This is a genomic window from Paraburkholderia sp. A3BS-1L (assembly GCF_051125215.1).
Lineage (GTDB): Bacteria > Pseudomonadota > Gammaproteobacteria > Burkholderiales > Burkholderiaceae > Paraburkholderia.
The window spans coordinates 277431-294815 of record NZ_CP120446.1; the positions used below are offsets into that span (position 1 = coordinate 277431).

At 62.9% G+C, this 17385-nt stretch carries 14 protein-coding genes; 7 read left to right on the forward strand and 7 right to left on the reverse strand.

Annotation, left to right across the window (positions count from 1 at the left end; translation table 11 throughout):
* The first annotated feature begins 31 nt into the window (after nt 1–31).
* From P5W99_RS36830 to P5W99_RS36855, 6 genes are read left to right on the forward strand one after another with little or no spacing between them, the layout of a single operon-like run.
* On the forward strand, nt 32–826 hold the full coding sequence (locus P5W99_RS36830; RefSeq protein ID WP_434668113.1) for an SDR family NAD(P)-dependent oxidoreductase: 795 nt from the start codon (nt 32–34) through the stop codon (nt 824–826).
* Nucleotides 827–857: 31 nt separating this feature from the next.
* Nucleotides 858–2000, forward strand: coding sequence for an acyl-CoA dehydrogenase family protein (locus tag P5W99_RS36835; protein WP_434668116.1), 1143 nt, complete (start codon nt 858–860; stop codon nt 1998–2000).
* 40 nt (nt 2001–2040) lie between these two features.
* On the forward strand, nt 2041–2790 hold the full coding sequence (locus P5W99_RS36840) for an electron transfer flavoprotein subunit beta/FixA family protein (protein WP_434668119.1): 750 nt from the start codon (nt 2041–2043) through the stop codon (nt 2788–2790).
* A gap of 14 nt (nt 2791–2804) precedes the next feature.
* The gene (locus tag P5W99_RS36845) at nt 2805–3761 is read left to right on the forward strand and encodes an electron transfer flavoprotein subunit alpha/FixB family protein (RefSeq protein ID WP_434668122.1); all 957 of its coding nucleotides are present in this window, start codon (nt 2805–2807) and stop codon (nt 3759–3761) included.
* Entirely contained in the window at nt 3758–4816 is a 1059-nt protein-coding gene (locus P5W99_RS36850) for a cupin domain-containing protein (RefSeq protein ID WP_434668125.1), read from the forward strand. The genes P5W99_RS36845 and P5W99_RS36850 overlap by 4 nt, the downstream gene beginning before the upstream one ends.
* A gap of 46 nt (nt 4817–4862) precedes the next feature.
* Nucleotides 4863–6494: an FAD-dependent oxidoreductase gene (locus tag P5W99_RS36855; RefSeq protein WP_434668127.1), complete on the forward strand. Its 1632-nt coding sequence runs from the start codon at nt 4863–4865 to the stop codon at nt 6492–6494.
* Between the two features lie 137 nt (nt 6495–6631).
* Here the strand turns inward: P5W99_RS36855 and P5W99_RS36860 are convergent, their stop codons facing one another.
* The 5 genes from P5W99_RS36860 to P5W99_RS36880 form a co-directional block, all read right to left on the reverse strand.
* The gene (locus P5W99_RS36860; protein WP_434668129.1) at nt 6632–7513 is read right to left on the reverse strand and encodes an alpha/beta fold hydrolase; all 882 of its coding nucleotides are present in this window, start codon (nt 7511–7513) and stop codon (nt 6632–6634) included.
* A 14-nt stretch (nt 7514–7527) separates the two neighbouring features.
* Entirely contained in the window at nt 7528–8445 is a 918-nt protein-coding gene (locus P5W99_RS36865) for a fumarylacetoacetate hydrolase family protein (protein ID WP_434668132.1), read from the reverse strand.
* Between the two features lie 28 nt (nt 8446–8473).
* Nucleotides 8474–9610, reverse strand: coding sequence for a CaiB/BaiF CoA transferase family protein (locus P5W99_RS36870; RefSeq protein ID WP_434668134.1), 1137 nt, complete (start codon nt 9608–9610; stop codon nt 8474–8476).
* A 168-nt stretch (nt 9611–9778) separates the two neighbouring features.
* On the reverse strand, nt 9779–11011 hold the full coding sequence (locus P5W99_RS36875; protein ID WP_434668136.1) for a porin: 1233 nt from the start codon (nt 11009–11011) through the stop codon (nt 9779–9781).
* Between the two features lie 205 nt (nt 11012–11216).
* Nucleotides 11217–12434: a multidrug effflux MFS transporter gene (locus tag P5W99_RS36880; RefSeq protein ID WP_434668139.1), complete on the reverse strand. Its 1218-nt coding sequence runs from the start codon at nt 12432–12434 to the stop codon at nt 11217–11219.
* Nucleotides 12435–12746: 312 nt separating this feature from the next.
* On the opposite strand from P5W99_RS36880, the gene P5W99_RS36885 reads away from it, so the two are divergent.
* Complete coding sequence (locus tag P5W99_RS36885; protein ID WP_434668142.1) at nt 12747–14054, forward strand: MFS transporter; 1308 nt, start codon at nt 12747–12749, stop codon at nt 14052–14054.
* Between the two features lie 157 nt (nt 14055–14211).
* Here P5W99_RS36885 and P5W99_RS36890 read toward each other — a convergent pair whose 3' ends face one another.
* Nucleotides 14212–15678 carry an MmgE/PrpD family protein gene (locus tag P5W99_RS36890; RefSeq protein ID WP_434668145.1) on the reverse strand — a complete coding sequence of 489 codons (1467 nt, stop codon included), beginning with the start codon at nt 15676–15678 and terminating at the stop codon, nt 14212–14214.
* Nucleotides 15679–15703: 25 nt separating this feature from the next.
* Nucleotides 15704–17359 carry a spinster family MFS transporter gene (locus tag P5W99_RS36895; RefSeq protein ID WP_434668147.1) on the reverse strand — a complete coding sequence of 552 codons (1656 nt, stop codon included), beginning with the start codon at nt 17357–17359 and terminating at the stop codon, nt 15704–15706.
* Nucleotides 17360–17385 lie beyond the last annotated feature (26 nt).

The window sequence follows — 17385 nt, forward strand, 5'->3', positions numbered from 1 at the left end:
GGGTACGGGCATGCTGAAATAAAGGCGGAATATGCAAACTGATCTAACCGGCGCTTCGGCCGTCGTGCTCGGAGGGACGAAGGGCATCGGGCGCGCGTCAGTCATCAAGCTCGCGCAGAGCGGCGCGAACGTCGTGATCCAGGGGCGCGACGAAACGGCCGCGCGCGAACTCATCGACGCATGCCGGTCCTGGCCTGGCGAGCGGGTGTTCGTCGCAAGCGACCTGCTTTCCTATGCCGGGATCGAGACGGCCGTCGAGCATGCGGCTAGGCGCTACGACAAGGTCGACATCGTCGTGGCGAGCGGCGGCCCGCGCGAACCGAAGCCGAAGCTCTTTGTCGACATGACGGCCGACGAAGGGATCGCTTGCCTGACGAGCCGGTTGATGCCGCGCCTGAACGCTGTTCATGCAGCCGTGAAGTTCATGCGGGCGCAGCAGTACGGCAAGATTGTTCTCATCACCACTGACGCCGCACGCATTCCCACGCCGAGCGAATCGATGATCGGCGCAGCGGGCGCATCGATCATGTTCCTTACGCGCGCGCTCGGCGCCGAGCTCGCGCATCTGGGCATCCGCATCAATTCGGTGGCCACTACGCTGACCACCGGAACGCCGGCACACGATCGTTTTCTCGCTGCGAAGGAAGCGGGTTCGCAGGAAGTCATCGTGAAGGCATTCACGAAAGCGGAGCAACGCGTGAAGTTCAAGCTCAATAGCGCCGAGGATCTCGCCGAGTACATCCTCTATCTATCGAGCAGGGAGTCGGACCAGGTTTCCGGGTCGACGTTGAGCATCAATGGCGGCCTGTCTTTCCCGAGCTACTGAGCGCGCCACGATCCTGGAAGAAGGAAAGCATATGCGTCTTAACGAAGATCTCGTCGCCATTCGCGAATCTGTTCGCCGCATGGTCCAGAAGGATGTCTTGCCGCTCGTCCCGGGCATGGAGCAGGACGATCGTTTCCCCGCGGAGCTCGTGCCGATTTTCGGCGACATGGGGCTCCTTCAGTTGTGGCTCCCCGAGGAGTACGGCGGGCCGGGCGGCAACCTGAAAATGGTGTGCATCGTGAAGGAGGAGATCGCGAAGGTCTCGCTCGCGGCGGCCACGCTCTGTGGCAACAACTCCATTTCATTCGTACTGCCAATTCTGCAATACGGCACCGAAGAACAGAAGGCTCGCTGGCTGCCCCTCGCGGCGCAAGGCCGACTCGTGAGCGCGATTGCGGTGACCGAGCCGCAGGCTGGCTCGGACGTTTCGTCGATCAGAACGCGGGCGGTGCGCGACGGCGATAGCTACGTTGTGAACGGACAGAAGAACTGGATCACATGGGGCGGCCACGCGCAGTATGTGCTGCTCTTCGCACGTACGTCCGACGCGCCGGGCTCGGAGGGGATTAGCGCTTTCATGGTCGACACGAGCACGCCGGGTTTTCGCCTCGGGCGTCAGGAGCACAAGATGGGCCGTCACGGTGCGCCCAATCACGAGTTGTTCTTCGACGACATGCGCATTCCCGCGGATTGCCGCATCGGGGCCGAAGGCGATGGTTTCAAGGCCTGCATGAAGGTGCTCGACCTGAACCGGCCGACCATCGCGGCCACTTCGCTCGGGCTCGCGCAGGGGGCGCTCGACGTTGCCGTGGCGTACGCGAAGGAGCGCCGTCAATTCGGCCGGCCGATCGCGGAATTTCAGGGCATGCAGTTCAAGCTGGCGGACATGGCGATCAAGGTGGAAGCCGCACGCAACCTGCTCTACAACTGTGCCGACGAGATCGATTCGGGCGATCACTCGCGCCTGAACATGCTCTCTTCGATGACCAAGTGCTTCGTCACCGACGTGGCGATGGATGTCACGATCGAAGCGGTCCAGGTGCTGGGCAGCTACGGCTATTCGAAGGAGTTTCCAGTCGAGCGCATGATGCGCGACGCGAAGCTCAACCAGATCATCGAAGGCACGAACGAGATTCACCGGCTGATCGTCGCGCGGCGCTTGCTCGCGGGCTGATACGCACATCGAGAAGCGAGAAATACGGAGGGAGGGAAGCATGAAGGTCATGGTTGCGATCAAGCGCGTGCTTGACTACAACGTGGCACCGCGCATTGGGCGTGACGGGAGCAGCATCGATATCTCGAATGCAAAGATGTCGATGAACCCGTTCGACGAAATCGCGGTGGAAGAGGCGGTGCGGTTGAAGGAAGCGGGCGTGGCGACCGAAGTGGTTGTCGTGTCGTGCGGCGTTGCGCAGGCGCAGGAAACGCTTCGCAACGCACTCGCGATGGGTGCGGATCGAGCGCTGCTGGTCGAAACCTCGGCGCAGTTGCAGCCGCTTGCCGTGGCGAAGCTGCTGAAGGCGCTGGTCGACAAGGAGCAGCCATCGCTCGTGCTCCTCGGCAAGCAGGCGATCGACGACGATTCGAACCAGACTGGCCAGATGCTGGCGGCACTGGCCGGTCTGCCGCAAGCTACGTTCGCGTCGAAGGTGGCGATTGCCGACGGCAAGGTCACGGTCGAGCGTGAAGTCGACGGTGGCGCGCAAACGCTGGCGCTGACGCTGCCGGCGGTGGTGACGACGGATTTGCGTCTGAACGAGCCGCGCTATGTGACGTTGCCGAACATCATGAAAGCGAAGAAGAAGCCGCTCGAGACGATCGAGCCGGACAGTTTGGGCGTCGACGTGTCGCCGCGCCTGAAGACCCTGAAGATCGTCGAGCCGCGCAAGCGCACGGCAGGTCTCATGGTACCGGACGTGAAGGCGCTGCTCGAAGGACTGAAGACCCAGGCAAAGGTGCTGTAAGGGAGCGCATGGACATGACGATTCTGGTTATTGCGGAACACGACAATACGTCGATCAAGGCTGCGACGCTGAATACGGTGTCGGCCGCGGCAGTTCTGGACACAGAGATTCACATCGCGGTTGCCGGCTTTCAGGCGCAATCGGCCGCGGACGCCGCCGCGAAGATTGCCGGCGTGTCGAAGGTGCTGCTGGCCGACGCGCCGCAACTGGCGAATGGCCTCGCTGAAAATGTCGAGGCGACGATTCTGGGCATCGCGCAGGGCTACTCCCACGTCCTCGTGCCGGCGACGGCGTACGGCAAAAATATCGCACCGCGTATCGCGGCGAAACTCGACGTCGCGCAGATCAGCGATGTAACGGCCATCCACGCCGCGGATACGTTCGACCGTCCGATCTATGCGGGCAATGCGATCGCGACCGTGCAGTCGCCAGATCCGGTCAAGGTGATCTCGGTACGCACGACCGGTTTCGATCCGGCCGCGGCCAATGGCGGCTGCGCACCGATCGAGAGGATCGAGGCGGCGGCGGACGCTGGCGTCTCGCAGTTCGTGAGCAGCGAAGTGACGAAGCTGGACCGCCCGGAACTGACGAGCGCGGACATTGTCGTCTCGGGCGGCCGGGGGCTCGGCAGCGGAGAAAACTACACAAAGGTGCTGGAGCCGCTGGCCGACAAACTGCAGGCAGCACTGGGCGCCTCGCGTGCGGCGGTCGACGCGGGTTTCGCGCCGAACGACTATCAAGTCGGGCAGACCGGCAAGATCGTCGCGCCGAAGCTGTACGTCGCGGTCGGCATTTCGGGCGCGATCCAGCATCTGGCCGGCATGAAGGATTCGAAGGTTATTGTCGCAATCAATAAGGATCCCGAATCACCCATCTTCAGCGTGGCCGACTACGGTCTCGTTGGCGACCTCTTCGAGCTCGTGCCGGAATTCGTCAGCAGTCTCGAAACCAGAACGGGAGTCCCCTCATGAGCGAAGCTGTCATGAGCGACATGGCACAACGCCAGGCGTTGGCCGCGGAGCTCGATCAGTACAACTGCCGGGTCGCGCAACCCACCGACGGACCGCTTTTCACGCGCACGCCTCAATCGTCGATGCAGGTCGCCCACTGGAAGGCAGCCGACCTCAAGCGCCTGCTCGACAAGATCGGCGCGAACCTGAAGCTCGAAGCAGGCGGCCAGAGGCGCACGCTGCGTCTAGCCAATCGCGGTTTGCCGTTCGGCACGACGCCCACGTTCTGGGCTTCGATCCAGGTCATTCTGCCGGGAGAGATCGCGACGGCGCACCGCCATACCGCCAGTGCGCTGCGCTTCATCATGAAGGGCCGGGGTGCGGACACGATCGTGAACGGCGAGCGCTACGAGATGAACGAAGGCGACCTCGTGCTCACGCCGGCATGGACGTGGCACGATCACGAGCACAAGGGCGACGAGCCCATGATCTGGCTCGACGTACTCGACATTTCGCTGGTGCGCTCGATGCATGCGACCTTCTTCGAAGGCAGCGAGTCGCCACGACAACCGCTCGCGCCTATTGTAGACCACTCCTATCGCGCGTATGGCAGCGGCATCATGAAGCCGCTGTCTACACGCGACGTGCCGGAACTGAACCCGTTGCTCGTCTATTCGGCCAAGCGTGCGCAGGACGCGCTGCGCCTCGCGGGCGAACTGCCACCCGACCCCTACGACGATACCGCGCTCGAATACCTGAACCCGCTCACGGGCGGCCCAGCGCTGCCGACCATCGGCACCGTGCTACAGAGCTTGCGTCCCGGCATCCGCACGAAGGCGCATCGGCATACGGGCAGCGTCGTGTATTACGTGATGCGCGGCCAGGGCGCGACCATCATCGATGGAACAACGTTTGAATGGGGTGCCGGCGATTTTCTGGCGATTCCTCCGTGGGCAGTTCACGAGCATATCAACCGATCCCCGGACACATCCGCGATGCTCTTTCAGGTCAACGACATTCCCGCGCTGCGCAAGCTCGGGCTGTATCGCGAAGAACCCGCGGACGCGCAAACTTGAACCAGACGGCGCCTCGATGCGCCGACCCAACAAATGGAGAATGGAGATGCAAACACCGGTTTTGATCGTAGGGGCGGGGCCCATCGGCCTCGCGCTTGCAGGAGACCTCGGCTTTCGCGGCGTGCCAACCCTGCTGATCGAACGCAGCGACGGCCACGTCGTCCAGCCGAAAATGGACATGGTCGGCGTGCGCACGATGGAGTATTGCCGCCGCTGGGGCATCGTGCCCTGGGTACATGATGCGGGCTACAACCGCGACTATCCGCAGGATTGCGCCTGGGTGACCGGCCTGAACGGCTATGAGTTCGGCCGCGAAGTCTTTCCGAGCCCAAATGAAGAAAGGTGCCCGCCGCAGAGTCCGCAAAAGCGCGAGCGCTGCCCGCAGAATTTTTTCGATCCGGTGTTGCGCCGCTTTGCAGAGCGCTCGCAGCTTGCCACGATCTCGGTTAACACGGAACTCGTGAGCTTCACCGAAACCGAAAGCGGCGTGACCGCGCGTTTGCGCGACACGCTGACCGGCGAAGAGCGAACGGTCGAGACACAGTACCTGGTCGGTACGGACGGCGGCGCCAGCACGGTGCGCCAGGCGCTCGGCATCGGCATGACGGGTGAGCCGACGCTCACGTATACGACCAACGTCGTGTTCCGCTGCAAGGATCTCGAAGCGCTTCACGACAAAGAGCGGGCTTACCGCTATATCTTCATCGGCCCCGAGGGGACCTGGGCGACGCTTGTGGCCATCAACGGGCGCGATCAGTGGCGTTTTTCGCTGGTCGGCGACGACACGCGCCATACGCATGACGAAGCCTATATGCGCGAGGCGATCGTGCGCGCGGTCGGGCGAGACTTCGACTTCGAAATTCTCTCGCTGCTTCCGTGGGTTCGCCGGCAGCTCGTGGCCGATCACTACGGCACGAAGCGAGTGTTCATTGCTGGCGATGCCGCGCATCTGACTTCGCCCACGGGCGGATTCGGCATGAACACCGGCATCCAGGACGCGGTGAATCTGTCGTGGAAGCTGGCGGGCGTGCTGCAAGGCTGGGGCGGCGAGCATCTGCTCGCGACCTACGAGACCGAGCAGCGTCCCGTGGCGATCCGCAATGTCGCCGAGGCGACCGGTAATCTCAAGCGCATGCTGTCGCCGCGCGTATTGGCGCCTTCGCCCGCCATCTTCGAGGACGGGCCGGAGTCGGAGGCGGCGCGTATCGAGTTCGGCAACGCCTATACGGAGCTGATGAAGCGCGAATGGTTCTCGATCGGCATTCACCTCGGATACATGTACGAGGGCTCGCCCATCGTCGTGCCGGATGGCACGCCGCAGCCGCCGGACGAAGTCTCCACTTATGTTCAGACGGCGCGCCCGGGTTCGCGAGCACCGCACGTCTGGCTGGCGGAGGGGCATTCCACACTCGATCTGTTCGGGAAATCGTTCGTGCTCATCTGCTTCGATCCGGAGCGCGGCGGCATAGAAGCGCTCACGGATGCGGCGCGTCGGCGCGGCGTGCCGTTCGAGGTGGTGTCCATCGACAATGCGGATGCACGCACGCTCTACGAGCGTAACTTCGTGCTCGTGCGTCCCGACGGTCAGGTCGCCTGGCGCGGGGATGCCTTGCCGCAAGATGCAATCTCCCTGATCGACACGGTGCGGGGCGCCGTGGCGGCCGGTGAGGGTGCGTAACGAGGTGAGCAGCAAGACCTGGCAGGTGAGCTAGCCGCGCAAAAAGGCCGCTCCGGTTTATACGCCGGAGCGGCCTTTTCTTCTGCTTCCTGTATGGACGTATTCTTCGAGACGCAACAAGTGATCAATGCTGTCGATCAATGCGCCGAATGACGTTCGATGAACGGCAAAATTGCTTCGTTGAACGCTTCGTTGCGATCGCCTGCGATCATGTGTCCGGCGCCGCGTACAAGACCGATCTCCAGTTGCGGCAATGCCTCGCGCAACTCTTCGATCCCCTCGCGCCCCACGACATCGCTTTGCGCGGCTAGCACGAGCATCGCGGGGATCGTCACGCTTCGGCACATGTCGAGTACTTTCGCTGCGTGACTTTCCCGCATCGGCTTGTCGCGTCGTTCGAAGAATCCCGGATCCCAGTGCCAGTAAAGGCGTCCGTCCTCCCGCCGGCGCAGGTTTTTCATCAGGCCCTGCGGATTGCTCGGGCGCGGACGGTGGGGGTTGTAGGCGGCGACGGCGTCGGAAGCTTCCTCGATGCTGGCAAAGCCGTTTCGATGTCCGTTCAGGAAGTCATGCACGCGCTTCAAGCCCTGTGGTTCGACCCGTGGAGCAATGTCGACCAGGACGATCGAGCGTGCGTACCCGGCCTGTGCGCGGCCGATCGAGTGCAGCGCAGTCATGCCGCCCATCGATGCACCGACGATCGCCGGGGTGCATCCCAGATGGCGCACGACCGCATCGAGATCGTCGGCGAGCCGTTCGTACGAATAGTCAGACTGCGGCGACCAGCCGCTCTCGCCGTGGCCGCGCGCGTCGTAGGCCAGCGCGTGATAGCCAAGCGCGCCGAGCGTGGCAACGGTGCCGCGCCACGAGTGGCGCGTCTGACCCGCGCCATGCAACAGGACCACGCCGGGCTGGCCGCGTTCGCCGGCAACGCTGGCGGCGAGCATGAGCCCGTCGCCAGCGGCGATCGGCTCGTCGCGCAGCGGCGCAGCTGAGGAATCGAGGCGATTTTCGTTCATCTGCGCCGCTCCGGTCATGGCGTCGAGATGGAGGCCGGGTCGGGCTGGGTGCGCGACTTGTCCCAGACCGGATGGTCGCCGTTCTCGCCCTGCACGACATCGAGCGTCATCGAGCCGACGCGCGCGATATCGATGACGACCTTGTCGCCGGCCAGGATCGGGCCCACGCCGGCAGGCGTGCCCGACGCGATGATGTCGCCGGGGTAGAGCGTCATCACGGCCGACGCCATGCGGATCATCTCCGGAATGTCGACGATGAGGTCCCGTGTGCTGGCGCGCTGGCGCACCTCGCCATTCACCGTGAGCTGGAGGTCGATCGCGGTGTGATCGGGCACTTCATCGGCCGTGACGATCCACGGGCCGACCGGGCAGAACGTGTCGTAGGACTTGCGCATCACGCGCTCCTCCTTGCCGCGCACCACCACGTCGATGAGGCATGCGTAGCCGAACACATGCTCAAGCGCCCGCTCGCGGCTGATTTGCCGCCCGCCCTTGCCGATGATGACGGCGAGTTCGCACTCATGATGGATTTGCCGTTCGGGAATATTCGGCAATACGATCGGCTCGGCAGGGCCGGCAAGACTCGAATTGGCCTTGAGAAAGAAGCCCTGGCCGTCCGCCTTGAACGGTGAAATGAGGCCGGTGCCGCGCTTCATTTCCTCGACGTGGGCGTGATAGTTGGCGGGGAACGCGATCACCTTGTTCGGCCACGCGACAGGCGTTTCGAGCCGCACCTGCGCAAGCGGCTTGCGTGGCGCGTTTGCGGCAAGCGCTGCGAGGCGTGTCTTGAGCGAAGGGAAGCGCTCGATCACATGCAGCATACCGACGGGCGGCCATGCGCCGGGCGTAACGTTCACTTCGCACGTGATATCGATGATGTTGTCGCCTTCCACGAGGCCGATGCGGCCGCCATCGAAGCTTGCGAGTTTCATGTTGAATTCCTGTGGGTTGTAAAAGAGATCAATCGCCTCGGATTTCGGCGTCGTGCTCGCCGATCGACGGCGGACCAAATCGCGCGGGCAGGCGTTGGTCGTCGAACGTCGCTGGATAACGCGCGGTGCGGATCGGGCCGACTGGCGAGGACACGAACTCGAATACGCGGTTATGGTTCACCTGGGCGTCGTTGAGGTAGTCGTCGAGCGAAAAGACGGGCGCGGCGGGGACGTCGAGCGACTCGAAGCGCTCGAGCCAGAAGGCCGTGTCCCGCAGCTTGACGACCTCGCCCACGCGCCGGAAGAACTCCTCGGCCATAGCGACCGGGTCGGTCATCTGCTTGAAGTCGGCCTTCCATTCGGGACGATCGATCGCATTGAGGGTCTTCGACATCTGCGCGCCGTTCGCCGGCGAGATCACTACATGTCCGTCCGATGTTTCCAGCACCTGTGAGGCAGGCGGCTTCCATGCGGAGGTGTCGCCCTCGAACGTGCGATGCTGGTACATGTCCGGGAAGTTGAAATAGCCCATGACGTCGAGCATCGGCAGCTTCACGTGCGTGCCTTTGCCGGTCGTCTCGCGCTCGTAGAGCGCGGCAAGAATGGCCTGGGCGCCGAAGGTTCCGGTGATCTTGTCGACCATGTTGAACGGCGTGACGGAGGGTTTGCCGTTGCGCCCCTCGGCGGCAACGATGCCGGTGCGGCCCTGAATGAGCGAATCGAACGCCGGAGCGTTGGCAAGCGCGCCGGTGTCGCCGAATCCATTGATCGAGAGGCGCACGAGGCGGGGGTTGAGCGCAGCCAGCACGTCCTGGCCGAGACCGAGCGAAACGGCGACGCGCGGGCGCCAGTTCTCCACCAGCACGTCCGCATGCTCGATTAGCGTCTTCAGCCGCGCGAGCCCTTCTTCTGTTTTCAGGTCGATGACGACGCTGCGCTTGCCACGGTTTGCGTTGGTCCATGACGCGCCGAATCCGTCGCGGTTATGGCCGAACTTGCGAAAGCCGTCGCCGCCCGGAGGCTCGACCTTGATCACGTCGGCGCCCAGGTCCGACAGCATCATCGAGGCGAACGGGCCGGTCAGGAAGCTCGATGTTTCGATGACGGTCACGCCGTCGAGGGGACGCTTGCCCGCGCCCGCGGCGGGGTGGGTGGTTTCTGGCATCTGATGACTCCGGAGAAGACGGGCGTTGTGTCGCCCAAAAATATAATTGGATCAACCTTTGATATTTATAGCATGTTGAGCGGAGCACCGCACAATGTCAAGCGGGCATCTGAAGGAAAAAAGGCCGGCATGGATAGCCGGCCCGGAGAACTTCACGTGACGTTGAACTTAGAACTTGTGTCGGATGCCGACCCGTGCAACGAACTGGCTCTGTCTGTTCGCGGGCGTTAGCGTCACGAGGTAGGGCACGGCCGCCTGACGGGTGGAGTCCTCGCCGGCGGCCTTCATCCATGCGGCTGCGATATAGACGTCGGTGCGCTTCGAGAGGAAATAGTCAAGCATGGCGTTGACTGTCTGATAACTGGCGCTCTTCTTGCCGTCTATTGCGCCTCCGCGCAGATAGTTATAGGCGGCACCGGCGAGCAGAACGGGGGTGATGTAGTAGCCCGCATAGATGTTGTAGTTATTGAATGCCGCGTTGCCGGTATAGCCGAACGGATTGGTGAGCGAAAGCGTGCCGGAGGCCGGGTCGTTGAGGTTCTGGAAGCGAATGTTCGAATAGCCGAGCCCCACCGTCAGCGATCCCAAAGCATATTGTGCGGCCGCTGCCGCGATCTGCAGCGTGCCGGCCGACGCAAACCCGCCATAGATCGGATTCACCTGCACACCGCTTGTCGGGCCGAGGTTATTGGCAGTCGTCGAGCCGCTTGCGTTATTGCCGTAGAACGACTGGTTGGGGTTGTTGATGTGCATGTAGCCTGCCGCGAGCGCGACCGGGCCAGATTCGAAGTGCGCGCCGACCGACCAGATGCTGTTGCGACCAAACGCCCCCGCTGCGCCGCCAAAACTGTAGAGACCCGTGAGCGTGACGCCGGCGAGAACGGGGCTCGTGTATTTAATTGAATTGTTGATGCGCTGGGAGTCCGCCACATTGTCGATATCGCCCGGATGGTCGGCATATGCGCCGCCCGCGTAGCTGCCAGCCTGCATGGGACCGATTACGTCGACGATCGAATCGTATTGGCGTCCGAGCGTGATTTTGCCCCAGCGCTGCGAGGTGAGCCCGACGAAGGCCTGACGCCCGAAGAAGGTGTTGCCTTGTTGAAAACGGCCCGTGCCGACATCGAAACCGCTCTCGAGCACGAATACCGCGGCATAACCTCCGCCGAGGTCCTCGTTGCCGCGCAGGCCCCAGCGTGACGCCTGGAGGACGCCTGTCGACATCGACCACAACGAGCCTCCCGAGCGGCCGTTGGCTGTGCCCACTGCGGTCTTTTGTACATTGTTCACATAGTTGATGCCCTCATCGAGTAAGCCATAGAGCGTCACGTTGCTTTGCGCGCAAGCGCTGCCTGCTACGCCCAGCGCGAGCATGCCCAACAGGGGTTTTCCAAGCCTCAATTTCGTCTCCTCGTAGTGAATTGATCACCAAACCCGATAAATTATTCACTGCCTCTATGTCGGCCGACTTTTGGTCCAATCAATCATTGGATGAACCATTAAATGAAACTATCGAGGAGACGTTTTTCGCTGTCAAACGAGAACAAACCCTAATTGAGGCAGTCTTCCGTGTCTCCCGGCCGCGGTTACCCGCAGTTGCTCGTGCTTACGCCACGGAGCCTCGATCGGCTGCCTGAACCGCTCGTGGCACGGCCTTGAACGACGCCCACGCTATAGCGCTCGACACGATCAGGGCGATGATCATCGAGAGCATCGGATTGGCGGGCACGAGCCCCATCGCAGCGGTGCAGAGCGCGCCGTAGCCCATTTGCAGGCAGCCATACAGGCCGGCTGCTGCGCCAACCACGGTGGGTTCTACATCGAGCGCACTACTGATCGCGAAAGGACTGGACAGCCCGGTCGCGAAGAACATCACGATCATCGGTGCCATCACGCCAACTACGGTGAGGGTGTCGAAATACCAGGATACGAGCAGGCTCGCCGACGCCGTGCACATGATGAGGCTTGCCGCAATGAGCGCAGTGCGTGGGGGAACTTTGCCGGCAAGACGCTTTGCCGTGCTTTGTCCACTCGCGAGCCCGACTACCAGCGAAAAGTACGCAAAGCCGAACGCCTGCGCGGATAGCCCGAACTTTGCTTCGAGGATGAATGGCGAGGCGGAGAGAAACGCGTAGATGCCGGTGGTCGCGCTTGCGCCACCAAGGCTGTGCGCGATGAAGGCGGGCGAACGCAGCAGTTGCAGATAGCTGCGCGCGTAGAGCCCAACCTTCACTTCGCGCGAGGCGGTATGGGTTTCCGGCACCCGCAACCACACGGTGCCAAGTATCAGCACGTTGACGGTCGATAGTGCGAGAAAGATCGGGCGCCAGCCAAGGTGCTCGACGAACTGGGCGCCGATGACCGGCGCAATTGCCGTGGCCACCGCCATCGCAATGCTGAGGGTCGCGAGGCGCCGGATGAGCATGGTCGATCCGGAGCTATCGCGCGTGATCGCACGGCCAAGCACGAGGCCGGAGCAGCCGCCGAGCGCCTGCACGATGCGCGCCAACTCCAGGCTCCTGAGCGATGGCGCAAACGCTGCCGCAAAGCTCGCTACGACGAATAGCGCGAGGCCCGTGAGTAGCACGGGACGGCGACCATAGCGGTCCGAAAGCGGGCCGTAGATCAGTTGTCCGATCGACAGGCCGATCACATAAAGCGTGATAGTTAGCCCGATGCCGGCCGACGACGTATGCAGTTCGCTGGCCGCGAGCGGCAATGCGGGTACGAATACATGCAGGGGGAAAGTGCCCGACAGGGTAATGCATACGAGAATGAAGAGGGACGGAGGGCGAGCAAGTGCACGTCTGGAGGAATCACTCATGTCTTTGTAAAGTCATTGGATGAACCATTAATATATGTAGAGGTATCACGACCCGTCAACGTGACTTGTTCGCGACCTGCCCGCGCGCCAGCAGAGAATAGGTGCGAAGTGCCGTCGGGCACCAATACTATTTTCCGATCCAATTGAAGGATGAACTTGATGTATGAACCAGAAGCACGAACCAGAGGAATATCCTCTAAGAACCTCTGTAAAGCGTATTGGTTAGCATCGGCTCACACGCGGTAGAGTGGACCTGTATTGCGTCCGGCGAGATTACGCAATGAATCGACATGTGATCGCGAGCGTTCAGGCATGCAACGAGAATTGATGGAAGAAGCGACCGCCCTCAGCCCTTCGTCAGGGCACACGCTCAGGATACAGGCGAGGTGTGTTGTGATCGGTGCGGGATTGAATCTTTTTCTCGGCACCGGGCAGGTACTCTTGTTCAGTTTCGGGGTGTTTGTGAAACCGATCGTGGAGAGCACGGGATGGTCCCGTGCCGACGTCAGTTCCGCAGCATTGTGGGGCCAATTTCTCGTTGCGCTTGCCTCCCCGTTGACGGGGCTCGCTGTGGACCGGTTCGGCGCCAGGCGCGTTGCGCGGTTTGCCGGGCCTTCGTTGGGCGTAGGCGTCATGCTCATCGGCTTGTTCTCGAACAGTCCGCAAAGCTTCGTGTTCTTCTTCGCCTTGAGCTTCCTGTTCGGCGCGGCGCAGGTGCCGGTGCCCTACGTGAAAGCGGTCGCAGACTGGCACGAAAAACGTCTCGGGCTGGCGCTGGGACAGGCCATGATACTGAGCGGGGTAGGTGTCGCGGTGTTTCCTCCACTGTCGGCGGCGCTCATCAATGCCTTCGGATGGCGCAACGCCTACATTGCGCTCGCCATCATTGTCTGGGCAGTCAGCATCCCGTCCGTCGCGCTTCTACTGTATGAGCCGCCAGCGGGGACGGTGCGCAGACAACTGGGTGCGAGCCGCGTCGCTACACATGACAGGGTCGTGGATGGGGGGATGACACTGGGCGGTGCAGTGCGTACCCGGTCATTCTGGCTCGTTGCCATCAGCTTTTTCCTCCTCTCGGTCGTGGTGGGCGCCGGTACCCATGTACTTCCGATCGTGCTCTCTGATTATGGTCTGAAAACCCAATCAAGCTCGTTCGTCATGACGATTGTTGGGGCGGCAATGATGATTGCGCGGTTCGCGTTCGGCGCTTTGCTCGACCGCTTCAGCGCACCGCGTCTCACCGCGCTGGTGTTCTTCGGGGCCGCCGTCGGCTTCGTCTGTCTTGCGGCCGGAATATCTGCGATTACAGTGCCAATGGCTGCTGTCCTGATCGGCGTTGCATTAGGAGCAGAAGTCGATGCCCTTGCATACCTCGCATCGCAGCTATTTGGCCGTCGGCACTTGGGCTCCGTGTACGGGACGTTGATGTTCTGCTTTAGCTTTGGCCTCGGATGTGGGCCGGCGCTCTTTGGGAAACTGTACGCGCGCTCGGGTAGCTATCATGCCGCCTTCGAGCTGGCAGTCGGGCTGGCAACTGTCGCAACTCTGTTGTTGCTGGGAATTAGAACTGTCGACATGAACGGTGCGGCCGGAAGGCCAACGAGCGCGGTTAAAGCCTGAGCTGCCGAAATACAAGCCGGGCGAGCGCCGCCGCCGAGGTCCTGTACGCAACGCAGATCTGCAAGACTCTTGAACGAAGGCGCGGCCGCTGCCGCGAGGCCCGCGCCCCCCCAGTGCCGGCCGGCAAGCAACACCGGCCGGCAGCCGGAACGACCCTCTAGCCTCGCACGCCCGCTTCGTGCAACGCCTGCAGGTGGTCCGCGATACACGAGACGGGAAGGGCTTCGATATTCATGACGGCATCGGCCAGTGCGTTCGCCGCTTGCACGAGGGCCGGGGCGCCTTCGCCATGGGTGTCGAGGCCAACCATCACATTGAATTTGGCTCGCAAAGCCTGATCCGTGAAACGCGTTCCCGGGTCCCACGGATCGCCAAGCGCATGATCGGCAGTCGCGCTGAAGACGCGTCCGCGCGCGTGAACGTCGACGCCCCCCGGCACGCCGCGCCACTGACCACCCGTCATCCATTCGGCGATGTTCGCCGAGCGCGGTTCCGCGACGACGCTCACTCGCGAGCGGAACGCTGCGATCGAGCCGTCGTTCATCGTTTCCGGTGCGTACCAGAGCGGTCCCGGCGGCACACCGAACGCCGCAGCGGCGAGCGCGTGGGCGTGGCTGAATTCAGCGCTCAGCATGTCGGCAGGCTGCTGCTCGCGGAAGATACGCGTGAGTGCGAACGGGTTCGCGCGCACCGTGACACGCTCGATCTCGCCGGCCCTCAGCTCGTGCTCGGCCATCAGGCGTGTGAATGCCGTAAGCGGATGGTGGATCCATCGGCAGCACGGCCAGGGCTTGTAGGTCGTGTTGAGGATCTGCCAGTGCGAGCCGAGGCCGGCCAGGAGCGCGGCGTCGTCGTGCGTGGGCGAACCGTAGGTCTTCCAGAATGCATTTTCGCCGTCGAGAAAGTCCTTGAAGCCCGTGCTGCCCAGCTTCGCGAGCAGCGCTGCCGACACACCGACCTCGGCGCACCAGCCCGCATCAGCGTACTTGTACATCGGCTGCTCGTCGGATTCGGCCCATTTGCGCAGCGTCGGCTGGGGTGAATTGGCACCGCCGATGCCGAACGCGTGGTTGGCCTGTCGCGCGTCAAGCCCGAGGACATTCGAAGCCGCGCCGATCGCCGCCCAGGCGATGGTCGCCGCGGGGCCGCCCAGTTCGTTCCAGCCGATGACACGGCCGTTCTCGATCTGCATCGGCGCGCCCATCCAGCTGCCGATGCGCGCGCCAAGGTCGAACCCCACCGCGATCGCCGTGATCAGGTCGCGCCCGCTCCTTGCCTGCATTTCGGCGAGCGCGAGCGCGGAGAAGACGGTTGCGTTGCCGAAGTGCGTCGAGGTCGGGAACGTGTCGTCGGCGTCGAGTACGTTGGCTAGACGCGCATTCGCGTAGGCCGCGTTCGTGGCGCTGCTGCGCGTCGTGCCGCCGATCACGGTTGCACTCGCCATGCCGCCAAGCATGTTCACGTACTCGAGCGCAATGCGCCCGCTTTCGGTGCGCACGGCGCCGAGCGCACAGCCAATCGTGTCGAGCAGCAGACGCTTGCTCTCGGCGACAACCGCTTCGGGCAGGTGATCGAAGCGGGTTTCGGCGACGAACTCGGCGAGTCGTTGAGTCAGCCCAGTCATTCAGACTCCTTTTGCAGTGAGGTAACTAGTGGGTGAGTTGATGCTCAGAGACCACGCCATCCTGGACCTGCGCGCCGGCCGTTTCGTAAGCCGCAAGCTCGGCGCGTGCAGCGTCCTCGCCGTCCACCAGCGACCTCCCCGCGACGATCAGCGAAGCGATCGACACTGGCAGAACGCCCAGTGCGCACAGAATGGCAAGGCGCAAGTCATGCGTCGCGTCGCTAAGGAGACCGACACAATAGGGGCCGAGGCCCAACCCGAATATGTTGGGTCCAAGCGAGAACGCCGCGAAAGCGGTGCCGCGCAAACGCGGAATCACGAGATCCTGGGTGGTAGCCTGCAATGGGCCGAACCACATGGGTACAAAGAACGTGGCGAGCGCGTAGGCGCAATAGAACACTGTCACGTTTGGCGTGATGTACTGTACGGCACTTGCGGCCGTAAACAGCGTGGCAGTGCAGCAGACGAAGTAGAGGCGGCCGAGCGGATGCCTGCGCTTGGCGAAATCGCACAAATAGCCGCTTACAGTGATGCCGATGCCGCCCGCGAAGATCGCGATGATGCCCAGATGCAGACCCGCCTCGGCGGTGAGGCCGAGCTTGCGGCTCGCGTAAACGAACACGAAGCCATTCACCGCGTTCATGGCGAAGGCGAGGAATGCGCCCGCCACCGTGACCGCCGTAAAAGCCTTTGAGCCCGTAATCAGCCGGTGTGCGGCGGGGTCGCCGAGGCGCGTGGCCTGATACCAGTTCGAGCAGACGTAGACGGCGATGGCAATGGCCAGCCATTGAACGAGATTGCTCGTAACAGGCATACCGAATACGGTGCCGATCTGTGCATTGCGGTTCGCCGACAGCATGCCGTTTGTCGCCCACGTCGCGAAGACGGCCACGGCCGCAGCGATGAGCAGGTAAGCCGCGTTACGAGCGAATTCGCGCGGCGGCGCCCCGCGTGTAGCGAGGTGCATCCAGCTCCATGGCGGCACCATCGCGCCGAGATCGCGCATCGCGTTGGCGAACGGGTGCGGGTCCGGCCTGGCCGGCACCGTATCCAGCCGGCCGCGCTGCGGTTCGCGCACGGTCAGCAGCACCACGATCGCGAGGAGAATGCCCGGCAGGCCCACGCCCATGAACGATGCCTGCCAACCGCTGAGCCCTAACGGAGCGAGCCCGCTCGTGCCGTAGGTGCGCTGCCAGAAGGCGACAATCGAGCCGCCGATCGCGAGCGATGCGCCTGCACCCACATACACGCCCACCGAATAGAGCGCGAGCACCGTGCCTCGTCGGGTGCGCTCGAAGTAATCGCCGAGCAGCGAGACGGCGGCAGGCGTCGCGCTCGCTTCTCCAACTCCGACTCCGATGCGCGCCGTGCCAAGCTGGACGAAGTTGCGCGACAGGCCCGACAGTGCGGTCATCAATGACCAGAACGACAGACCGAACGCAAGCGTGCGCACGCGGCTCCAGCCATCGGCCAGACGCGCGAGCGGAATGCCGAACACGCAATAGAACAGTGCGAACGAAGTGCCGTAGAGCAAGCCCAGTTGCGCGTCCGAAATGCCCATGTCCTTCTTCAGATAGGGCCCGAGGATGGTGACGATCTGCCGGTCGACGTAACCGAACGCATAGATCACAGTCAAAACGAGCAGGACGTACCAGCGGTACCAGCGGGGTTCACGGATCATCTTGGGCCTGCCTGGAGTCGGGAAGA